This is a genomic window from Bacteroidota bacterium (assembly GCA_017303905.1).
In the GTDB taxonomy this organism is placed as follows: domain Bacteria; phylum Bacteroidota; class Bacteroidia; order B-17B0; family Aurantibacillaceae; genus JAHEYG01.
Genome location: JAFLBH010000002.1, coordinates 135,702 through 158,531 on the forward strand (window position 1 = coordinate 135,702; position 22,830 = coordinate 158,531).

The window sequence follows — 22,830 nt, forward strand, 5'->3', positions numbered from 1 at the left end:
AATAGGATGTTTAAAACGCTATGGCAATGATTTTTATCTTTGTTAAACAGCACTTTATAAGTGGCTAATTTTTCAATATATCTGGCAAATTTTGTAAATTTGCACCATGTTAAACAATACCCAAATACAAGAATTAGAACTTGAAGAAGTTGAAACATTAACGGAACCGAATAAGAACCTTATCTTATATAATGATGATGTTAATACGTTTGAGTTTGTAACAGAAAGTTTAATTAAAATTTGCCGTCACGATTCCATTCAGGCTGAGCAATGTACTTACTTAGTTCATTTTGCGGGTAAATGTGCCGTTAAAACTGCTCCGTACATTAAGCTTAAACCCATGTGTGAAGCTTTACTTGAACGTGGTTTAACGGCAAAAATCGAAGATTAATTATGAGGCGTTTATTATTTATCACTACAGCTGCCATTTTATTTAATGGCTGTCACAAAAATGCGATTACCGGTCGTCGCTCACTTAATTTTATTTCCAACACCGAAATGAACGCGATGAGCTTTTCGGAATACGATAAATTTTTAGCAGCTAACAAACCATTACCTGACAATAACCCCAATGTGATTTTGGTAAGAAGTGTCGGTGCTAAAATTCAAAAATCGGTGGAGAAATATTACGCGGATAAAGGATTAAGCAAACAATTAGATGGTTTTGCCTGGGCGTTTAATGTGGTAGATGATCCAACTGTAAACGCCTGGTGTATGCCCGGCGGTAAAGTGGTAGTATATACAGGAATTCTTCCGGTTACCCAAGATGAAAAAAGTTTAGCAGTTGTTATGGGGCATGAAATTGCGCACGCCATTGCTCAACATGGTAACGAACGTATGAGTAATGCCATGATGGTTCAATTTGGTGGCGCTGTATTATCAACTGCCATGCAAACCAAACCACAATTAACCCACGATATTTTTATGCAGTCATTTGGGATCACTTCTCAATTGGGTATGCTTTCTTACAGCAGAAGTCACGAAAGTGAAGCGGATAAAATGGGGGTTATTTTTGCGGCTATGGCAGGATATGACCCTCGGGCTGCCATTACGTTTTGGGAAAGAATGTCGCAAACAGGTGGAGAGAAGCCACCGCAGTTACTCAGTACACATCCAAGTGATGAAACCCGCGTGAATGATTTAAAAGGTTACATGAAAGACGCGCTTCCTTACTACGAAGCAACATTAAAAAGATAAATAAGAAAAGGCGGGAAATAATTCCCGCCTTTTCTTTTAACCATCTATCTGTCCCATCAGATATTTACTTACAATTTTTAGTATAACGTTTTATTTAATCAAAGTTACATGGCCCGTTAAGTCGTGATTTTTACTGAACACATCTTCTACTTGTGCTTTCCATACATACACATCGTTCTTTATTGGCTCATCACTTCCTCTTACAGTTCCATCCCAGGCCTGATTAATATCGTCGGTTTCAAAAATCACTCTGCCCCATCTGTCAAAAATCCACATTTTAAATTTGTTGATACCAACGCCTTTTGCCATAAAGCCATCGTTTAATCCATCTGAGTTAGGGGTAAACGCATTCGGTACCCAAATTACAAAGGCAGGTTTAATGCTCACGGGCTGACTAATGGTGTCTTTACATCCATAATTATTTACAACAATTTGTGTAATGTAAACCGTCATAGGATTATCGGTGTCAAAGGTGTGAGTGAAGTTTTGTTGGTTGTAAGAAGTTCCGTTACTGAAAGTATAACTTACGCTTGAAGCACCCATTGAGGTATTGGTTACTTCAATCATTGGTTGATTCATATCCACTTCATTTGGTAAAACTACAAACTCAGCAGTTGGACTTGGATAAACATTAACTAAACTTGGAGAGGTGTACTGACTAATACAGCCACTGTCAGAAACTACTTTTAAGGTTACATTATAAGTGCCGGTTTCATAACAATGTGTTGGATTTGTGGCGTAACCGGGAATAGAATTATCACCGAACAACCATTGATTGGTTACAATACTTCCGTTAGAGATAGTTGACATATTAGTGAAGTTCACACATAAGCTCGGACAACCACTCACATTGTTCGCATTAAATTTAGCAATTGGTTTGGCGTTCACATAAACGGATTTCGACATTACGTTTACACAACCATACTGACTCTGAACTTCAAGTTTAGCAAGGTAAACACCGTTAGTAGCATAATTATGAATGGGGTTCTGAGAATTATTATCCACGATATTATCACCGTTAAAATCCCATTGATAACTGGTAATTAATCCATCGCTGCAAGTAGATAAGTTAACAAAATTGCTGTTATCACCTAAACAGGCTGAATTAACTTTAAAGTTTGCAACCGGATTTCCATGAACGACAACCGGATTAATTTTCTGGCTGTAACAATTGTTATTGCTGATAGCTTGCAATTTGGCTTGCATCGAACCGAAATTAGGATAAACAAATGTTGGGTTGGCGGTTGAGTCATCCCAGGTATTGTTATTCTCAAAATCCCAACGGTATTTTACGATATTACCACTTGCAATGTTACTGATATTGGTAAATTGTGTGGCCTGATTTAAGCAAGTTGTAGTGACAGAAAAATTTACATTTGGAACAGCATGTATTGTTACTGTTTGCGTAGCACTTGAAACACAATTGTTATTGGATGTTGCGGTTAATGTAGCGACATAGGTTCCAATATTACTGTAAACAATAGCGGGATTATTTTGAAAAGTACCGCTACCGTTTCCAAAAGCCCACTGATAAGAGGAGATTTGTCCGCTGCTAATGGTACTATTATTTGTAAACTGCGTTGCAGTACCCTGACAAGCGTTATTTACCGCAAAAGAAACATTCGGTAGCGGATTAACATTAATCACATTGGTGTATGTTGCCACACAATTATTATTTGTAATGGCAGTTAAGCTTACCACATGGGTTCCGGAAGCAGGATAAATAAATGTAGGATTTTGAGAAGTGCTGTCGGCATTACTGTCGCCATTCAAATCCCATAACCAATTTACAATAGAGCCACTGCTAACTCCGGATGTATTATTAAACTGAGTTGCATTTCCCTGACAAACTGAAGCCGCATTAAAACTAACATTTGGATTTGGGAATACAGAAACCAAGGTCGTTCCACTTGATACGCAGTTATTGTTAGAAGTGGCAGTTAAGGTTACCACATAATTTCCGGGAGCCGAATAAATAACCTGAGGAGAAGTTTGGTTTGTATTCGTATTGTTACCAAAGTTCCAGTTGTAACTTGTAATCGTATTATTATTACCAATACTACTTGTGTTGGTGAAATTAGTTACTGAATTATGGCATGCATTATTCCCGCTGATATTAATTAATGGTAAGGGATGAACAGTTAATGTGGTAGAATAAGAATTAATGCAGTTGGCATTACTTGATGCATTTAAAATTACTGTGTAAGTTCCGGCATTAGCATAAGTATGCGAAATATTGGGTGTGTTGTAGTCGATAATTCCATTTCCATCTACATCCCACATCCAACTAGTAATGGCGCCTCCGCTTATTGAACTGCTATTATTAAATACGGTTGGAGCATTCAAACAACCGTTTGCCGCTGTAAAGTTTACATTTGGTTTAGCATTCACGGTTACTACAGATGTTGTTGTTGCCACACAACCTTGATTACTGGTGATTGTTAAACTTACGGTGTATGTACCCGCGTTGGCATATATATGTGTTGGGTTTTGTAAAAACGAACCGGGTGTATTATCACCAAAGTTCCAACTCCATTGATTTATATTGCCTTGCTGAATGGTACTGTTGTCGTTAAACATAACAGGCGCGCCCTGACAAATATTTGAATAGGAAAATGCTGCTGTTGGAGGCGGATTTACATTCACTAAATTAACAACGGTATCCTTACAACCTTTACTGGAAGTCACAATTAATGAAACTAAATAAGAACCGGCATTTGCATAAGTATGACTTGGATTCTGTAAAGTAGATGTAAAACCATCACCGAAATTCCATTGGTACTGTGTAAGGTTACCGGATGACATGCTGGAATTATTATTAAAGTTGACAGTTAAGCCGCAACCATTATTCGCGCCGGTATTAAAATTGGCCACAGGTTTTGGAAAGTTATGTAAAGGATAATAGAAAATAGGGCCGGTACATCCTGTCATTAAGGTTGTTTGCACAGAGTACATGCCGGGGTTGGAAACATTCACGCATTGGTTGGTATTTCCGTTAATATTTCCACCACTCCATACATACGATAAAAAACCTGGAGGGGCGCAAATATTTTTTGTTGAACCTACACAAATTGTATCCTGTGTAGTTTGTTGAAATGAAACACATGAACCGTCTATATAAGCATAACCATAATGTCCACCTAAAGAACAATCAAACGCTGAGAAACGAATGGTTACGCTTTGTCCGATATAGGTAGTTAAATCAACTACAACATTGGTCCAAGGTTTATAAACTACACCGGCACAGTTTGGTGAGTTTTGAAATCCTGCAATATTTTGTCCGGCTGCTACATTATAATAGGTACAAGGAATAGCAACGCCTAATGAATCGAACATTTCAATTCTAAAAGCAGGTTGTTGGTTAACTGTATGTCCGGGATCTTGAAAAACCACAGCATATTTATAGGTGAAGTTGGCATTTGCGGCCGATACAAAGAATTTTTGTTCTAAGCGATCGGCTACGGCACCTGTACCATTATTTCCTAAACGAACAGAAAAATTACCGCCCGGACAAACAACAGGAAATCCGCCGCAGGGATCAACACCGTTACCTGTCATAATGGTTTGTGCACCACCGGCAGTTGGACAACATCCGGCTGCATTAAATAAAGGATGAAAACCTGTAGTGGTAGTCCAACCATTTAATGTACCGGATTCGAAATCAACATTGGTACATGCCTGTTGAATAATAGGTGAATTAGGCGTTTGTTTTTGTTCAGGAAAGTAGGTTTCATGAATGTAGTGTCTTTCATGAGCTTTAATAAACTCCGTAACACTACCGGGTGGAAGGTTTAGGGTAGTATTGGCATAATTAAGCCAATAATTTTTATCAAAATGCTGCAAGCTGTCAATCGTAGAGCTTGAGATTTTGTGTGCCTGACCTGCACTTATGAAGTACAAGGCAGCCAGCACGGCTGTTAAGTAAATTTTTGCTTTCATGGCTAATGGGGTTTTGATAGTTTTTTGTTTTCATTTTTGTTGTTGTTTAATTCCGCTTATGCGGATAGGTTTGTAATTGTTTTTTATTGGGTAGATGTTTTTTTACCAGCCCACGTCAACATGAATGTTCACGGGGGTTTCGGGTATGATTGAGTTTTTGTTATCGTATTATACGTAGCTTGTTAAGGGAGGTTCTAAAAACAAGGCTTTAAGTAATCAACCGAAAAATGTTCATTACCACTAAAATGTTTTAAGAAAGTATTAATGGCAGTTTTGAGATGATGGAATTATCATTATTTTAGCTTAAAATAATATTTATGGAAAATTCCAATACACTAAACGAACAACAAATCAATCAGCAATTCAATCAACAATTCGGAGGAGCGCCTTCCGGACAAGTGCCATTACCAAATTCAACCGCCGTATTAGTTTTAGGAATTATTTCTATTGCACTATGCTGGTGTTATGGAATTGTAGCTTTAACCTGTGGTATTATCGCCATTGTTTTAGGAAATAAGGCGATGGCATTATATAAAGCTAATCCATCTGCCTATACATTATCGTCATTTAATAATACGAAAGGCGGACGTATTTGCGCAATCATAGGAATTTGTTTAGGGTCTTTATATTTAATTTTTATCATTATTTACCTTGTCATTTTAGGAACGGCCTTCTCTATGTTACCTTGGCAAAATATGCATTAAACAATTCTGTTTAAAATAAAAAGCCCCGATAATTTATCGGGGCTTTTTTTATACTCTTCCGTATCGGTTTCTCCAACCATGAAAGATACTTTTAAAAGTTGGCATGAATAATTTTACTCTCAATCCTCCGCCATAACATACATCCATAATATTAAAGCTCCAGCCCCGCTCTCTTCCTACCCGCATGCGATAATCAAAAAATATAACAACGGGACCAAAAGCATGTTCAAACCCTATCCCTAAATTTAAGCCCAGCCAATTATTCTTAATAGTCGTATTTGCCTTAAACTGCTCTCTTAAATTCAAATAGTCGTTTTGCCCGGTAAAATATCCTCTAAAGGTGTTATAGCTGAGTCCAAGAAACGGATATAAATAGGTTTTGTTATTAGGAAATCTGGCCAGGATCTCTGTATTAAACTCAAAAGTATTCGCTCTGATGGTATACCAGGTAGGTTCTATATTGATGGGCTTATAATAGGTGTACTGTATGCTATATCTTAAAAGTTTATGTCCGCCATAATTGGCCACAATAGTATAACCCAAGGCATCATTATCCTCCTGAATATTTCGGCTCAGATATAAAACACTCCCCATTAATCCGCCACCAGCTTCAAAGTTTGTTTTGATAACATCAGTCTTGGTTTTCCTTTTAGGAGGGTCGGAAGCCACAAGCTGACCACACAAGACTGTAATTAAAGCGAGTATATGTAAAGTATACCGAATCATATAAAATAAAATTAGTAAATAATATGGTTAAAACATTCGTTTTTAGATAAGTGGGTGCATTTAATTCATAAATGGCAGAATTATAAAATATGTTATTAGCGGCAAAAATCAGTAAATTAAATAAAAAAGTATAGTAAATTTACCCGTAATGAAAAGAATATCTCTTATACTAATTGGGTTACTTTATTTTGTACAAAGTTCCCTGGCGCAAGAAAAAAGCAATTCAGAGCATTTTATTCAATTATCAGGTATTGTTGTTGATGACGACAGTTTGCGCGGAATTCCTTTTGTTTCTGTTATAGTAAAAGGCACTAAACGCGGTACCATCACCGACTTTTACGGATTCTTTAGTGTAGTTGCGCAACCCGGTGACGAATTACAATTTTTTTCCATTAATCATAAAAACGCCGTATATAAATTGGAAGATACTTTAAGTCTCAAGCATTATTATGTAATTCAACGTTTATTAAAAGATACCATATTATTAGCTGATGTAGATGTATATCCCTGGCCAAGTAAAGAGGAATTCAAAAAGGCATTTCTTAATTTGGATTTAAGTGAAACGGATTATGATCGTGCTGCAAAAAATTTAGACCGTAACGATTTAAGCTATGCCGAAAGAAATTTAAAAATGGATGCTCAGGCTAATTACCGTTATGCCATGCAACAATATTTAACCAAGGTTTATACAACCGGACAATATCCTGTAAATAATTTATTAAACCCAATTGCCTGGGCACAGTTTATTGACGCCTGGCGACAAGGAAAGTTTAAGAAGAAATCAAATACCAAGAAGTAAAGAATTATCATCAATAAAAAAGGCTCCACAAATGGAGCCTTTTTTATTATTTCATTTTAATTTTATTACCATTCATCGCCGGCAGTATCAACCGATCTCATCATGGCTTCCTTTAATTCTGAAACAACCATGTTCGCGTTTCTGAAAGCATCACCTTTAATTCGCTTCCAAATTAAATCAGGCATAATCATACTTCCGCATGCCGGTACCACATTATTAATATCGCCTCCACTTGCTTTACCGCTTGCAGAAGTGTGTGTTAATTTAGAAATCACATAACGGTAACGGTTATCTTTACATTCAATGCTAACATGCATGGTTATGAAACCGGTATAATCAGGTTTTGGATTTAATTCTTTTGGTTTGATTTTAAATTTAGCAATACACTCCGCTTTATTTCCTGTTGTTACACCTTTGGTTTTTGCGAAACGAGGCGATTCAATTTTAATAAAGTTTACAGCACGCTTTAAAATTTCAGACGCCGGCATTGAATCCATTAACACAACTTCCTGAAATTTTTTTTCTTCCGCTTTTTTCTCGGAAGTTCCTCCATCACCATCATCCTGTGCATTTGCTGCTGCAGAAAACAAAAACAGTGTACTAAATAAAAGCGCTTTTAATATAATTTTCATATTCGAACTCAAAATTAATAAATTTTCGGAAATGCAGCCGGATTGCTTTCGTGCATTAGATTGTACAAAACATCAAACACATCATCACTGCTTGGTTTAGAGAAATAATCTCCATCACTTCCGTAAGCCGGACGATGTTCTTTGGCTGCAATAGTTACCGGTGCCGAATCTAAGAATTGATAAGCTCCTTGCTCTTCAACAATCTTTTGCAAAATATAAGCACTTGCTCCTCCCGGTACATCTTCATCTAAAACAACTAAGCGATTTGTTTTCTTCACTGAGTTGACAATGCTGTGATGTATATCAAATGGTAATAAAGTTTGAACGTCAATTAACTCAACACTAATTCCGTGTTCCGCGAGCATTTTGATAGCTTCCTGGGCAATTCGTAAAGTTGAACCATAAGAAATCAAAGTAATGTCAGAACCTTCATTTAATGTTTCAGGAATACCTAAAGGCATTTTGAATTCGCTTAAATTACTTGGCATTTGTTCCTTCAAGCGATATCCGTTTAAAGGTTCGATAATCAAAGCAGGTTCATCCGCTTCTAGTAAAGTATTATAGAATCCTGCCGCTTGAACCATGTTGCGAGGTACGCAAACATGAATACCGCGACAAGCATGAATAATCATTCCCATTGGGGAACCACTGTGCCATACGCCTTCTAAACGATGACCGCGTGTACGAATGATTACAGGCGCTTTTTGAGTTCCTTTCGTTCTCCATTGTACAGTTGCTAAATCATCACTCATTAACTGTAATGCGTATAACAAATAATCTAAATATTGGATTTCAGCAATTGGTCTTAGTCCGCGCATGGCCAAACCAATAGCTTGTCCCATAATAGTTGCCTCGCGAATACCGGTATCAAAAACACGGTGTTCACCAAACTTAGCTTGCAAACCTTCTAATCCTTGGTTAACACCTCCGATTTTACCGGAATCTTCCCCAAAAATTAAAGTATTAGGGTATTTCTCTAAAATTGATCCGAAATTCTCACGTAAAATTTCACGACCATCCATCATTTTAACTTCACCTTCATACTGAGCAGGATTAGATGCGATATTCAATGCATTCTTCGGAGATTGTGAATGTAAGTACGAACTATAACGATCGTGATTTTCAATTTTTGATAAACTTAGCCATGAGATTAATTTTTGACGGCCTGCAACATCATCGTTCTTCACTAGGCGCAATACTTTCTTAACGGCTACCTGAATATCTTTTCGGATGGGTTCCTTAATGGAAACCAATTCGTTTTTAATTGGATGAATGAATGCATCCTTTCCGCTTTCTGATGCAATTTCGTCAAACAAAGCGCAAACTTCGGCCACTTCGTTTTTGATCGGTTGTAAGTAAGCTGTCCAAGCTGCTGTTTTGCTGTCGCGAACCGCATTTTTAGCATCCTCTTCAATTTTATCTAAAGTTGCTTCATCACTTAATGCATTCTTTAAAATCCATTCGCGCATTTTTTTGATACAATCGAAATCAGTTTCCCATTGTAAACGTTCTTTGGATTTATAACGTTCGTGCGATCCGGAAGTACTGTGACCTTGCGGCTGTGTTACTTCTTCCACATGCACTAATACAGGCACATGTTCTTCACGACAAACTTTGGCTGCTTTCTCGTAAGTTTCACAAAGATGAGCGTAATCCCATCCTTTGGTTTTAAATATTTCGTAACCTTTTCCGCCATTTTCTCTCTGAAAACCTTTTAAAATTTCAGAAATGCTTTCTTTAGTCGTTTGATATTTTTTCGGAACAGATATTCCGTGTCCGTCATCCCAAACAGAAACCAGCATTGGAATTTGTAAAACACCTGCTGCATTAATGGTTTCCCAGAACAAACCCTCGGAAGTACTGGCATCACCAATGGTTCCGAAAGCAATTTCATTTCCTTTATTGGAATAATTTAAAAACTCACCTTGTTGTAAATCTTTATTTACTCTGTAAAAGTGGGAAGCGTAAGCTAAGCCTAACAAACGCGGCATCTGACTGCCGGTTGGAGAAATATCGGATGAAGAATTCTTTTGATTAATTAGAGCACGGAAAGTACCATCTTCATTTAAGCTGCGAGTAGCGAAATGTCCGCCCATTTGGCGACCCGCACTCATAGGTTCATGTTCAATATCGGTATGTGCATATAAACCTGCAAACCATTGCTGCAAAGTAACCGCACCAATCGACATCATAAACGTTTGATCACGGTAATAACCACTACGGAAATCACCATTTTGAAATACTTTGGAGAGGGCAATTTGAGGCACCTCTTTTCCATCGCCAAAAATGCCGAATTTAGCTTTTCCGGTTAATACTTCTTTTCGTCCCAATAAACTTGCCTGACGGCTTTCGTTTACGATGCGGTAATCTTCAAGAACAACTTTTTTAAAATCGTCGAACGATAGGTCTTTTGCAATACCAATATTTCCTTGCTTTTCCATGATAGTGTATCCTTACAAATATAAAGTTTGAGAGGGATAAAAAAAAATAAAGCCAGGTGTTTTTACGAGATATAATTTAACCTGATTTTAGTTATAAAGTATTTGTATAAATTTGAATAATTCTGAGAATTGATTTAAGGTAATTTGAATTTCTGTTTAGATTGTAGTAAAAGACCTGAAAGCTTCCGTTTTTGGTCAGGTTATTTAACTATTTGATAATCTTATTATTACAAATATTTTGCGAATAGTGAAAAATGTACTATTTTTGTACCCCTATTAAAATTACGAAAGAATAAAGATTTATTATCATGAAAAAAGAAACTCACCCTGAAAACTACAGATTCTGCATATTTAAAGATATGAGCAACGGTTATTCATTTTTAACCCGCTCTTGTGCTGATACAAAAGAAACTATTAAATGGGAAGATGGTAACGAATACCCATTGGTGAAGTTAGATATCTCTATGACATCTCACCCGTTCTATACCGGTAAACAAATGTTAGTGGATACTGCCGGTCGCGTTGATAAATTCCGCACCCGTTACAACAAGAAGAAATAATACTTATTTCCATTATAAAAGAGCCCTGCCTAAAGCGGGGCTTTTTATTTTGTGGTATTTGAGCATACTATCGTTAACATTTTTTGTTAAACGGTATAAAATAATCAACCAATATTTAAGTTATTTGTAACACATTTATATACTATGGGTAATTACATCTATCTGGCACTTGTTATCATTTCGTTTTACGGTTTATCAAAATTATTTGTGAAAGCCGGCGAAGCAGCTTGGAAAGGCTTTGTGCCCTTTTATAATTTCTTTGTTCTTTCTAAATTATTAAACAAACCCTGGTGGTGGTGTTTAATCATGGTGGTTCCCGGCGTTAATTTAATGATGTACGGTGTTTACGGATTTAATGTAGCCCGCGCTTTTAATAAGGCAGAAACGAAGGATTTAGTGTTCGCATCGATTATGCCCTACTTGTTTTTTGTGGTGGCAGGTCATGATAAAGACGCGAAGTTTGTTGGTTTAGACAGATATAAAAAGGAACCGAGTGCCTTTGTGAAAAACTGGCTCGACCCAATTATCTTCGCAGTTATTGCGGCTTCCATCATCCGTACTTTTTTCCTTGAAGCTTTTACTATTCCTACTTCTTCATTAGAGAAATCATTAATGGTAGGTGATTTTTTATTTGTAAACAAACTGGCCTACGGACCAAAAATTCCGCAAACGCCAATCGCATTTCCATTTGCGCATCACACCTTACCTTTTACCGCAACAACAAAATCGTATTTGGAGTGGATTAAACTACCTTACACTCGTTTACCGGGAATGGGCGATCCAAAAAACGGAGATATCGTAGTGTTTAATTATCCGGATGGTGATACAGTCTTCCTGAATATGCAGGATATAAGCTATTACCAAGGTATTCGTCAGGTGGCTCAATTAATGAAGCGTGAAGATGCGGCCAATAGTCAACAACTAAAATCAGACAATCAATACCAACAACAAGCTTGGGATTACATGCACACTCCTACTAATCCGAATCCGTTTAACGGACAACCAATCGGAGAAGTTGCTGCGCGTCCTGCTGATAAACGCGAGCATTATGTAAAGCGTTGCGTTGCGATTGGTGGTGATAAAATTGAAATTAAAGACGGAGAGATTTTCATCAATGATTCTAAGCAAGAAATGCCGGAATACGCACAGCATAAGTATTTCGTAACAACAAAAGACGCCATTTTTGGTGAAAGAATGGAAAACAAACAAGGCCGTGTTGTTTTAAGTAATCAAGCTTTGTTAGATGAATTAGATATTTATGTAACAGAGGCTGATTTAGAAAACACTAAAACCGATACGTGTATTTATTTATTGAATATGCCTCGAACAAAAATTGAAGAGGTAAAGAAAATCCCCGGTGTTATTTCAATTGAGAGAAAAATTGAACCAAAGGGAGAGCGTGACTTAACAATCTTCCCTCACCATCCATCCTATGCATGGAACAACGATAATTTCGGTCCGCTTCAAATTCCTGCAAAAGGCATGACTTTGAAAATTGATACCGGAAATATTTGTTTATACGAGAAAGTTTTAAGCACATATGATAATGGAATTCACCAAATCGAGAAGAAAAACGGTCAGGTTTTATACGATGGTAAACCTATTACTGAATATACGTTCAAGCAAGATTATTATTGGATGATGGGTGATAACCGTCATAACAGTGCAGATTCACGCAGCTGGGGTTTTGTTCCGTTTGATCATGTAGTTGGAAAACCTGTGTTTGTTTGGTTTAGCATGAAATATGCCGATAACAATCCGGTAAGCGGGAAATCGGTGTTAGGTTCTATCTTTAAAAACTCTAAAGAAGGAAAATTCCGTTGGGACCGTTTCTTATGCTATGTAGGTGATAATGGTTTAGTGTCGATGAAAACTCCTGTTATTGCCATTATTTTAATTTTGTGGGGATACAGCTATTATAAGAAGCGTCGTAAACCAAAAACAACAGATGCCAAGAATTGATAAAACATTTTCATTGCACATATTGCCCTGGATTATTCCGGGGCTTATTGCTTTATTTGTTTTATTTATTGTCTCGACTTTCTTCGTAAAACTCATTCATGTTCCTTCACACGACATGCATCCGTCCTATCATCGTGGCGATTTAGTTATGATGCGTGTAACCAATCATTTTGAACAAGGTGATTTATTAGCGTTTAATTTTTATGCCGACGATAGCACCGACACAAAACCGGTTTTATTTACACAACGTTGCATCGCATTGCCCGGCGATACGCTCGTGATTGATAATGGAAATGTGTATGTGAATAATGAAATGGAGTCGAACACCGAATCCTTTTTTTACAACTATCACTTTAAAACTAAAAGAGCTTTGGATTCCTTGTTTTTAGTGAACTATCAATTAAATGAAGGCGGCGCTATTTCAAATGAATTGGATTATTCCTTTAGCATGAATGAAAAAACGGCAGCACTTTTAAAAAACGATTCTCTTGTTACGCATCTTTACAAAAACATTGAAAAGAGTGATTTCGGCGATGAGCAAATGTACACTAACGATACTATTCATAAATGGAACAAACATAATTTTGGTCCGCTTTATATTCCTAAAAAAGGCGATATTTTAAAACTCGACACATCTAATATTTATAAATACAAGCGACTTATTGAACTGGAGAATGACGCAACAATTATAGTCGAAAACAATTCTATTCAGTTAAACGGCAAGCGCATTACGGAAATAGAAATTAAGAATAACTATTATTTTGTATTGGGAGATAATCGCGATAATGCCATCGACTCACGTTATTGGGGATTATTATCTGAACAGAATATTTTAGGAAAAATAACCCGCAAACTAATTTCTAATAAGGATTAATGAATTCAAGGGTTTTGTTAAGCTCCGCTTATTTACCTTCCATAAACTGGATGTATCATTTTTTACAAAATGAAAACGTTGTTATTGAAGCTCATGAACACTTTCAAAAACAATCATACCGAAATCGCTGCGAAATACTTTCCGCGAATGGTAAATTGGCTTTAAGCATCCCCTTAATTAAACAATCCGATAAAGAAGTAATTTCTCAAAAGAGAATCAGTTACTCTGAAAACTGGCAAATGAATCATTGGAGAGCCATCACCAGCGCTTATAAAAACTCGCCTTACTTTGAGTATTTTGAAGATGATTTTAGGCCTTTTTACACACAACAATTCGATTTGCTGTTTGATTACAACAACGCCTTGTTAAAGCTGATTTTAAAGCTTTGGCGAATAAAAAAAACTGTGGCATTCACCGAAAATTACTCTATGGAGTTTAACGGAGCAGATTTAAGAAATACGATTCATCCTAAAATGAAATATGAAGTCATCATAAAGCCGTATCATCAGGTTTTTTCCGACAAGCATGGCTTCGTTGCCAATTTAAGCTGCATTGATTTATTGTTTAATCAAGGTATGACCGGACTTGATTTACTATCGGGTAAGAATTAATTTATACGTTCCTACATTCCCTACTCTGTCTTGTACACTGACTAATATTTTCAATTCTCCTGTTGGTGTATCGGCATTAAAAAAATAAGTGAGTAAATCGGATTTCGCATCGTATTCTGCCAATACCCATTGATCGTTCATGTAAACGTAATAGTTCGCAATTCCGCTTAAATTATCTGATATTTTAAAAGACAGATTTTCAGCTTTTTTAATTTGAGTTTTTAAACGTTTAAGCGGGATGGCTGTTTTGATTGTGGGCGGAATAGTGTCGAGCATCATCGTTAAATTACCAAACGATTTAAAATTGTATGAGTTAAAATTCTCACTCACTTTTGGCAGACAAACCGAATTATTGTTTTTCAAAATCCATTTCCCAGCCAACTCTTTTTGTTTTTCGGTTAACTTTATAGTAATTAAACCGGTCTGCCTTAATAGGGTATTAGTAAAAGATACATTTACCGATTTTTTAGCACTGAAATTATCGGCAATCGAAATAAATCCACTTTGATAAACGGAGTTTGGAGGGATGTTTAGGGTAAAGGATTTGGCCGAATGAGTAAATCCGGATTTGGCATTCATAAAATTCGGGGCTTTTGTGTTAATCCATTTATAATCGTTTAGTTCCTTTGACTTTATATAAAACATCAGATTATTACTGTTTCCGGCTTCATCTCGCCACTCCAATTTAATGTGATGAAACAAAGTATCATTTAACTCAATTCTCCCTTTATTCTTGATATTCTTGTACATATACGTTGCGTATACTGAGGGTAAAAAACATTTTTGATATTTACGTTTATACGCTTCAAATGAAAATTCACTCACATAATTCGCCAAATCAAAGGGTATATAATTCAGCTCATGATGATACATTAACGTATCATCCAAAAATAATTTGGCTGAATAAATATTATTAGGATTACCATTAAACATTTCCTGATCATATCCGCTAAATGCAATTCCTAATTTCGATTGATTAATTACGATAGAATCATTTACACAATACAAACTATCCTTTTTGTTCTTCACCGAAATATATTTAATAAGCTTTGGTTGAAGCGTATCTCGTATATCAAACAAAGCAAGTGACGTGCTATTGGGCTTTATGGTGTCTGCTAGTTTGTAAATCATTAAGGGATTAAGAGGGATTTCAGTTATTTCATCTCTTATTTCGAAATGAAGATGTGGTCCGGTTGAACCACCCGTATTGCCAACATAACCAATAAGCTCACCTTCTTTAACGGGTAATTCGTTTAATTGTGGGAATAGCTCCACTTCATAGGAAAGTTTTCTGATTTGTTCACGTTTCACATAATTTGAAATGGAATCGTTAAACCGCAATTGATGGGCGTAAACACTAACTTTACCATCGTAATGTGTTATGTAAATGACTTTACCATAACCATAAGGACTTATCTTAATTCTGGAAATATAACCTGATTTCACAGCGTAAATTGGAGATCCTAAAATATTCTCCCAGGCAAAATCGAGTCCCGCGTGAAAATGATTAGGTCTTATTTCACCGTAATTACCTGTTAAATTAGTATTTGATACAGGCCATTTTGTATAAAGTTGGGCTCTTGCGCTTAAACAAAGGCACATTAACAGAATATATCCGATTTTGTTCATCTACACTGCTAAATTATCCACGAACGGCTATCATTTTACATTAATGGTAGTCAATTATTAACCCTTTACCTATTAATAACTTAATAACGATTAATTCGACTAAAGATTTGCATTTAACACTCTGCTTTACTACTTTCATAGATAACAAACACACACTAACACACAACACATGAAAAACCTCTATTCAGGAAGCTTATTGCTGTTAAGCTTCGTTACGGGCACTTCTATTGCACAAACCAATCAACGTTTGATGGAAATGGCGCAAGAAAAAGCTTATGACAAAAACAAAGTTCACTTTGTACAGCTGAAAGAAAATTATACTATTTATGAAAATTCGGCAGAAGCTTTTTTAAACGCTGTTGTTCTTAATAATGACATGACAGTTAAAAAAATGCGGTCTGAACAGGACGAAATAGGTTATACACATACACGATATCAAGTTCAATATAACAACATTCCTGTTCATAATGCAATTATCGTTACGCACGGAACAGGCGGAAAAGTAGCTTCCATTAATGGAGATATATCTGCTATACAAAAACCCGTTAATGCGGTAGTTTTATCTGAGCAAAAAGCGCTTCAAAAAGCTTTACAAAAAATAAATGCTTCTAAGTATAAGTGGGAGAATAAGGAGGAAGAAGAGCATATGCGTAAAGCATTAAATGACCCTGATTTTTCTTATTCACCAAAAGGACAATTAGTATTATTTCAAAAGAACGAAAAAGTTTATTTCGCTTATAAGTTTAACATCTATGCTGAAGTTCCTTTATACAAAGCGAATGTGTTAGTGGATGCTCAAAGCGGAACTATTTTAGAAGAAGAAAATCAAATTTGTCATGCTGATGTACCGGGAACTGCCGTAACAAAATACAGTGGTGTTCGTTCATTCACCGTAGATAATTTTGGTACAAATCAATACCGTATGCGTGAAACAGGCCGCGGTAATGGGGTAGCAACGTATAATTTAAATAACGGATCTAATTACGGTGCAGCTACTGATTTCACCAATACAACTACAAGTTGGACAACAACCGGAGTTGACCAAGCTGCAGCTGATGCACATTGGGGTGCTGAAATGACTTATGATTATTATTTAAGTGCTCATAGCAGAAATAGTATTGACGGAGCAGGTTACAATTTATTAAGCTACGTACATTACAATACAAATTATGCTAACGCATTTTGGGATGGTACACGTATGACTTATGGTGATGGAAACGGCTCAACCTTTACGATCTTAACCGCTTTGGATGTTTGTGGTCACGAAATCACACACGGATTAACCTCCAATACTTCTAATTTAACTTACAGTAATGAATCCGGTGCATTAAATGAAAGCTATTCTGATATTTTCGGTAATACCATCGAAAACTTTGCTCGTCCTACTCAATGGTCTTGGAAAGTTGGTGAAGATATGACACCAGGAAATAATGGTATTCGTAACATGTCGAATCCAGGTTTATTCGCGGATCCTGATACTTACTTAGGGACTAACTGGTATACAGGAACTGCAGATAATGGTGGTGTACACACAAATAGTGGTGTAAGTAATTTTTGGTATTATTTATTAGTGAATGGCGGTACAGGTGTGAATGATATTTCAAACTCTTATACTGTTACATCAATTGGTTGGACGGCTGCTGCGCGTATTGCTTTCCGTGCCTTAACCGTATATTATACACCTTCCACTAATTATGCCCAAGCGCGTAATTTGTCGATTCAAGCTGCTAAAGATTTATATGGAAATTGTAGTAATGAAGTAGTTCAAGTAACTAACGCATGGTACGCTGTAGGTGTTGGACCTGCTTATTCAAATTCAATCTCTCCAAACTTTGTAGCGAATAGCACTTCATTTTGTACAGTGCCTGCCACTATCAACTTTAATAATACCACTGCAAATGGTTTAAGTTACCAATGGAATTTTGGTGATGGTTCAGCTATAGCAACTTCAACTAATCCTGTTCATACTTATACGGCTAATGGAACTTACTCTGTAAAATTAAAAGCGGTAGGTTGTTTATCAGCGGTGGATTCAATTATTAAAACGGCTTACATTACAATTAACACTCCGGCGAATCCTGTTACTACAGGCGCATCAAGATGTGGAACCGGAACGGTTAATTTGGTTGCAACCGGAACATCACAATTGTATTGGTATACTTCTCCAACAGGAACCGGAACCCCTGTTTTTATTGGAACCAACTACTCTACTCCATCTTTAAGTACTACCACAAGTTATTATGTAGTTAATACCTCTACTAACACCCCTGTGTTTGGCGCACCAACTAGTACAAACATTGGCGCGGGTGCTAACTTTAATACCAATACTGCTTACGAAATTTTCGATGTACTTCAACCTTGTACTTTAAGAACCGCAGTGATGTATGCAAGCACGGCCGGTAACAGAACAATCGAATTAAGAAATTCTTCGAATGCAGTTATCACAAGTACAATTGTGAACCTTGCTATTGGTGCAAATACAGTGAACATTAATTTTGCCTTAACTCCCGGAACAGGTTACCGTTTAGGATTGAGCTCTACATCAGCTGTTAACTTATACCGTAATAGTGCAGGTGCTGTGTATCCATATAACATCGGAGGTTTAGTAAGTATTACCGGTTCAAGTGCGAGCACACCGGGTTATTTCTATTTCTATTACAACTGGCAAGTGCAAAAAGCGCCATGTACCAGTGCTCCGGTTGCTGTCACTGCAACCATCAGTGCCGGACCATCACTAACGGTTAATACCCCTACTATTTGTAGCGGACAATCAGCCAACCTTACGGCGAATGGTGCTACAACTTATTCCTGGAGTTCAGGACAAACAACATCCGCTATTAATGTTACTCCGTCTTCAACTACAAACTATACAGTATATGGAACAAGTTCATCTTGTACGAACTCTTTAACAACATCTGTTGTAGTGAATCCAACACCTACAGTAACCGTAAACTCAGCTACAATTTGTGCGGGACAAAACGCGGTGTTAACGGCGAATGGCGCTTCAGCTTATTCATGGAGCTCAGGTCCTTCTACACAAAGTATTTCAGTGAGTCCAACTTCTAATACTACCTATACTGTAACAGGCTTAAGCGGTTCTTGTACAGGATCTGCTTTGTCTAGCGTGATTGTAAATGCGTTACCATCCGTAAGCTTAGCTGCTACATCAAGTACAGCTTGCACAAGTACAACAGGCGGTATTCCGGTTACCTTAACCGGAACTCCGGCCGGTGGTGTATATTCAGGGACTGGTGTGAGCGGAAATACATTTAACACACAAGCCGCTGCCGGAACATATACAGCGGTTTATTCTTATACCAATTCAAGTACAGGTTGTAGTAATTCAACTTCAACGAATATTGTTGTAAATGTTTGTACCGGTATTGAGTTACTAAATGGATTAACAGAAAAATTAACGGTTTATCCTAATCCGGCTACAGAGTATTTTATATTAAACGGAAATACTTCCGGAGAAAGTTTAACTGTAAATGTATATGATGTAACAGGAAAAATAATTATCAGTCATTCTACTTCATCTAATCAAGAAATAATCGACATCTCTGAACTGGCTAAAGGAACTTACTTTGTAGAAGTTTTAAGTCAGCAGCAAAGAGTTTATAAAACAAATATCGTAAAACAATAATCACTACAATCCAATAGGTTTGGTATGGTAACCAAACCTATTGTTATTTATTTCCGTAATAATTATAAATGAAAAATCTAACCGTAAAGGCTTTAGCGCTTAGCCTAGGATTAAGCACTTTTGCTTATTCACAAAATAAAAGCGTATTAAATTCAATTGCACAAGAAGTATCTTATGATAAAAATGGCAAAACAGATTTTGTAAAAATTAAATCGGGATTGTCCGTTTTCGAATCTAATACTGAAGGCTTCATCAATTCAACTTTCTTAAATGATTTGTTTAGAATTTCTAAACTAAAAAGTGAAACCGATGAGCTCGGTTATACGCATCAACGCTATTCCATTACCTACAATAATGTTCCTGTTTGTAATGAACAAATAGTAACGCATTCTAAAGATGGTAAAATCGTTTCATTAAACGGACATCTTAGTGCGTATAACGAGCCTGTAAATTCCGTTGTATTAAACGAAAGCAAAGCACTTGAAAAGGCTTTACAAAAAGTAAATGCTCAAAAATACATGTGGGAGAATGAAGCACAAACTGCACAGATGCGAAAATCATTCAACAACTCACAATTTACTTTTTACCCTAAAGCAGAACTTGTTTTGTTTGTGAATGCTCAAGAGGAATTACGTTATGCTTACAAATTTGATATTTATGCCGAATTACCACTTTATAGAGCGAATGTATTTGTTGATGCGCAAACCGGAACTATACTTTCTGAAGAAAACTTAATACATACGGCTGATGTTCCTGCAACGGCGAATACACGTTTTAGCGGTGTTAAAACAATGACTGTTGATAATGTATCTCCGGGGCTATATCGCCTTCAGGAAACCGGTCGCGGTTTAGGCGTTGAAACCTATAACTTAAATACCAGCCAAACTTTTTCGGCTGCAGTAGATTATACAAACACAACCACCAGTTGGACTACCACAACTATCCAACAAGTAGGAACAGATGCGCATTGGGGAGCGGAAATGGTTTATGATTATTATTTAACGCAACACAGTCGTAATAGTATCGATAATGCCGGACATAAATTAATCAGCTATGCCGATTATGGTGTTGCTTATCAAAATGCCTTTTGGAATGGCTTCTGGATGACCTACGGCTCCGGCGGCGGCGGCGGATTTACCGGATTAGATATTTGTGGGCATGAAGTAACGCATGGTTTAACATCTAAAACATCAGCATTGGTTTATCAAAACGAATCAGGCGCATTAAACGAGAGCTATTCTGATATTTTTGGAGTAGCTATTGAACATTTTGCAAAACCATCTTCTGCAAATTGGTTAATGGGTGAAGATGTTGGTGTGATCAGAAGTATGTCGAATCCTAATGCTTATGGTGATCCGGATACATATCAGGGATTAAACTGGTATACCGGAACAGGTGATAATGGTGGCGTACATACCAACAGCGGTGTAAGTAATTTCTGGTATTATTTATTATGCCAGGGCGGTACAGGTGTTAACGATATCTCCAATTCTTATACTGTTACTTCAATAGGTATGACTGCTGCATCAAGAATTGCATTCCGCGCCTTAACGGTTTATTACGGGCCAAATACAAATTATTCTCAAGCAAGAACTCTATCTATTCAGGCAGCCACTGATTTATACGGCGCATGTTCTAATGAAGTATATCAAGTTAAAAATGCATGGTATGCTGTTGGTGTTGGTCCTGCTCCATCAGGAACGTTGGCACCAGTTACTAATTTCACATCTTTTGCCGGTTCGATTTGCTCTTTACCTGTAACCGTAAATTTTGTAAACAAAACAATGGGGGGTGACAATTATTTCTGGGATTTTGGAGATGGCTCAGCCATTTCAACTTCTTTCAATCCTACTCACACTTATACTACAAATGGAGTTTATACCGTGAAACTAAAATCAACTTCAAATTGCTCTTCTATTCCCGATTCCATCATTAAAACATCTTACTTAACGATAAACGCTCCGTCACCATCAAACATTACAAGTAGCGCGCCAATTTGCGCCGGTACCAGCGCTACTTTAAACGCAAGTGGAACAGGACAACAATACTGGTATAACGTACCAAATACCACGGCAACTCCTTTATTTATTGGTAATGCTTTTATCAGTCCAACTTTAACATCAAATAGTACATTCTATATTGTTAATACTTTAACAAATACGGCTATTTTTGGAGCACCAACTTCAACGGCTATTGGTACCGGAGCATTTTTCCCGGGAACCACAGCTTACGATTCATTAACTGTTTTACAACCTTGTACTTTGAAATCGGTAGTTGTTTATGCCAGTACAACTGCTAATCGTGTATTTGAGTTAAGAAATTCAGCAAACGCAGTTTTATCTACAACAACCATTCCTTTAACTGCAGGGGTTAATACAGTCAATCTTAATTTTAAATTAAATCCCGGATATGGCTACCGTTTAGGATTAGGAGCAGGAACAGCGCAGTTGTATAGAAATAGTGGTGGCGTTTCTTATCCATATAACATTGGTGGTTTGGTTGAAATAACGGGTTCAAGCGGTGGTGCCGGACAATTTTTCTTCTTCTATAATTGGGAAGTTCAACAAGATAATTGCACCTCATTAACAAATTCAGTTACCGTTACGGTGAATCAATTACCCAATGTAAGTGCCAGCGCAACTAACACACAAGTTTGTACCGACGATGGAGCATTGGCTTTAGTTGGTAGTCCTGCCGGTGGAACCTTCAGCGGAAGCGGTGTTATCGGAACAAATTTCAATCCTTCAGTTGGTGCGGGAAGTTATACCGTTAATTATGTTTACACAGATGGCAACGGATGCTCAAATACAGGCAATTTAAACATTGTTGTATCGCCTTGTATTGGCGTAAATGAAATTTCAGGACTTCAAGACTTAACTATTTTCCCTAATCCATTTAATGATTTGATTCACGTAAACGGTTTAAACAACTTAGTGAATGCTAAAATTCTATTAACTGATGCAACAGGAAAACAAGTTTTAGTTAAAGAAGTAAACGGGATAGATGAAGTTATTTCGGTGAATAAGCTCTCTGCGGGAGTATACTTACTCGAGATTAAAGACGAACAAGGACATCATTATCGTTCAAAACTCATTAAGCAATAAATACTATTT

General features: G+C 36.9%; 15 protein-coding genes. 10 read left to right on the forward strand and 5 right to left on the reverse strand.

Translation table 11 applies throughout. From position 1 onward, the window contains the following. The first annotated feature begins 106 nt into the window (after positions 1-106). Both J0L69_08385 and J0L69_08390 read left to right on the forward strand, forming a co-directional pair. Positions 107-391, forward strand: a complete 285-nt coding sequence (locus tag J0L69_08385) for an ATP-dependent Clp protease adaptor ClpS (protein ID MBN8693200.1) — start codon at positions 107-109, stop codon at positions 389-391. A gap of 2 nt (positions 392-393) precedes the next feature. Beyond that, positions 394-1,197 carry a M48 family metallopeptidase gene (locus J0L69_08390; protein MBN8693201.1) on the forward strand — a complete coding sequence of 268 codons (804 nt, stop codon included), beginning with the start codon at positions 394-396 and terminating at the stop codon, positions 1,195-1,197. A gap of 90 nt (positions 1,198-1,287) precedes the next feature. Here J0L69_08390 and J0L69_08395 read toward each other — a convergent pair whose 3' ends face one another. Next, positions 1,288-5,136, reverse strand: a complete 3,849-nt coding sequence (locus tag J0L69_08395) for a PKD domain-containing protein (GenBank protein ID MBN8693202.1) — start codon at positions 5,134-5,136, stop codon at positions 1,288-1,290. Between the two features lie 398 nt (positions 5,137-5,534). Here J0L69_08395 and J0L69_08400 point away from each other — a divergent pair, with 398 nt between their 5' ends. Then, positions 5,535-5,840 carry a hypothetical protein gene (locus J0L69_08400; protein MBN8693203.1) on the forward strand — a complete coding sequence of 102 codons (306 nt, stop codon included), beginning with the start codon at positions 5,535-5,537 and terminating at the stop codon, positions 5,838-5,840. Between the two features lie 48 nt (positions 5,841-5,888). On the opposite strand, the gene J0L69_08405 is transcribed toward J0L69_08400, so the two are convergent. Next, entirely contained in the window at positions 5,889-6,566 is a 678-nt protein-coding gene (locus J0L69_08405; GenBank protein ID MBN8693204.1) for a hypothetical protein, read from the reverse strand. A gap of 148 nt (positions 6,567-6,714) precedes the next feature. Here J0L69_08405 and J0L69_08410 point away from each other — a divergent pair, with 148 nt between their 5' ends. Then, the gene (locus tag J0L69_08410; GenBank protein MBN8693205.1) at positions 6,715-7,365 is read left to right on the forward strand and encodes a carboxypeptidase-like regulatory domain-containing protein; all 651 of its coding nucleotides are present in this window, start codon (positions 6,715-6,717) and stop codon (positions 7,363-7,365) included. Positions 7,366-7,430: 65 nt separating this feature from the next. Here J0L69_08410 and J0L69_08415 read toward each other — a convergent pair whose 3' ends face one another. After that, positions 7,431-7,997 carry a hypothetical protein gene (locus J0L69_08415; GenBank protein MBN8693206.1) on the reverse strand — a complete coding sequence of 189 codons (567 nt, stop codon included), beginning with the start codon at positions 7,995-7,997 and terminating at the stop codon, positions 7,431-7,433. A 14-nt stretch (positions 7,998-8,011) separates the two neighbouring features. Then, positions 8,012-10,438 (reverse strand): transketolase, encoded by a 2,427-nt coding sequence (locus tag J0L69_08420; GenBank protein ID MBN8693207.1) that lies wholly within the window; start codon positions 10,436-10,438, stop codon positions 8,012-8,014. A 308-nt stretch (positions 10,439-10,746) separates the two neighbouring features. On the opposite strand from J0L69_08420, the gene J0L69_08425 reads away from it, so the two are divergent. The 4 genes from J0L69_08425 (at position 10,747) to J0L69_08440 (ending at position 14,445) form a co-directional block, all read left to right on the forward strand. Continuing rightward, positions 10,747-10,998: a type B 50S ribosomal protein L31 gene (locus tag J0L69_08425; protein ID MBN8693208.1), complete on the forward strand. Its 252-nt coding sequence runs from the start codon at positions 10,747-10,749 to the stop codon at positions 10,996-10,998. A 771-nt stretch (positions 10,999-11,769) separates the two neighbouring features. After that, positions 11,770-12,960 (forward strand): signal peptidase I, encoded by a 1,191-nt coding sequence (gene lepB, locus J0L69_08430; GenBank protein MBN8693209.1) that lies wholly within the window; start codon positions 11,770-11,772, stop codon positions 12,958-12,960. Continuing rightward, positions 12,947-13,834 carry a signal peptidase I gene (gene lepB / locus J0L69_08435; GenBank protein MBN8693210.1) on the forward strand — a complete coding sequence of 296 codons (888 nt, stop codon included), beginning with the start codon at positions 12,947-12,949 and terminating at the stop codon, positions 13,832-13,834. Before lepB (J0L69_08430) ends, lepB (J0L69_08435) begins: the two co-directional genes overlap by 14 nt. Beyond that, a complete protein-coding gene (locus tag J0L69_08440; protein MBN8693211.1) occupies positions 13,834-14,445 on the forward strand; it encodes a WbqC family protein in 612 nt (203 codons plus the stop codon). The genes lepB (J0L69_08435) and J0L69_08440 overlap by 1 nt, the downstream gene beginning before the upstream one ends. Here J0L69_08440 and J0L69_08445 read toward each other — a convergent pair. Then, complete coding sequence (locus J0L69_08445; protein MBN8693212.1) at positions 14,428-16,074, reverse strand: M23 family metallopeptidase; 1,647 nt, start codon at positions 16,072-16,074, stop codon at positions 14,428-14,430. The two genes, J0L69_08440 and J0L69_08445, sit on opposite strands and share 18 nt — an antisense overlap. A gap of 169 nt (positions 16,075-16,243) precedes the next feature. Here J0L69_08445 and J0L69_08450 point away from each other — a divergent pair, with 169 nt between their 5' ends. Both J0L69_08450 and J0L69_08455 read left to right on the forward strand, forming a co-directional pair. Then, positions 16,244-19,717, forward strand: coding sequence for a M4 family metallopeptidase (locus J0L69_08450; GenBank protein ID MBN8693213.1), 3,474 nt, complete (start codon positions 16,244-16,246; stop codon positions 19,715-19,717). Positions 19,718-19,785: 68 nt separating this feature from the next. Then, a complete protein-coding gene (locus tag J0L69_08455; GenBank protein MBN8693214.1) occupies positions 19,786-22,821 on the forward strand; it encodes a M4 family metallopeptidase in 3,036 nt (1,011 codons plus the stop codon). Positions 22,822-22,830: the final 9 nt, after the last annotated feature.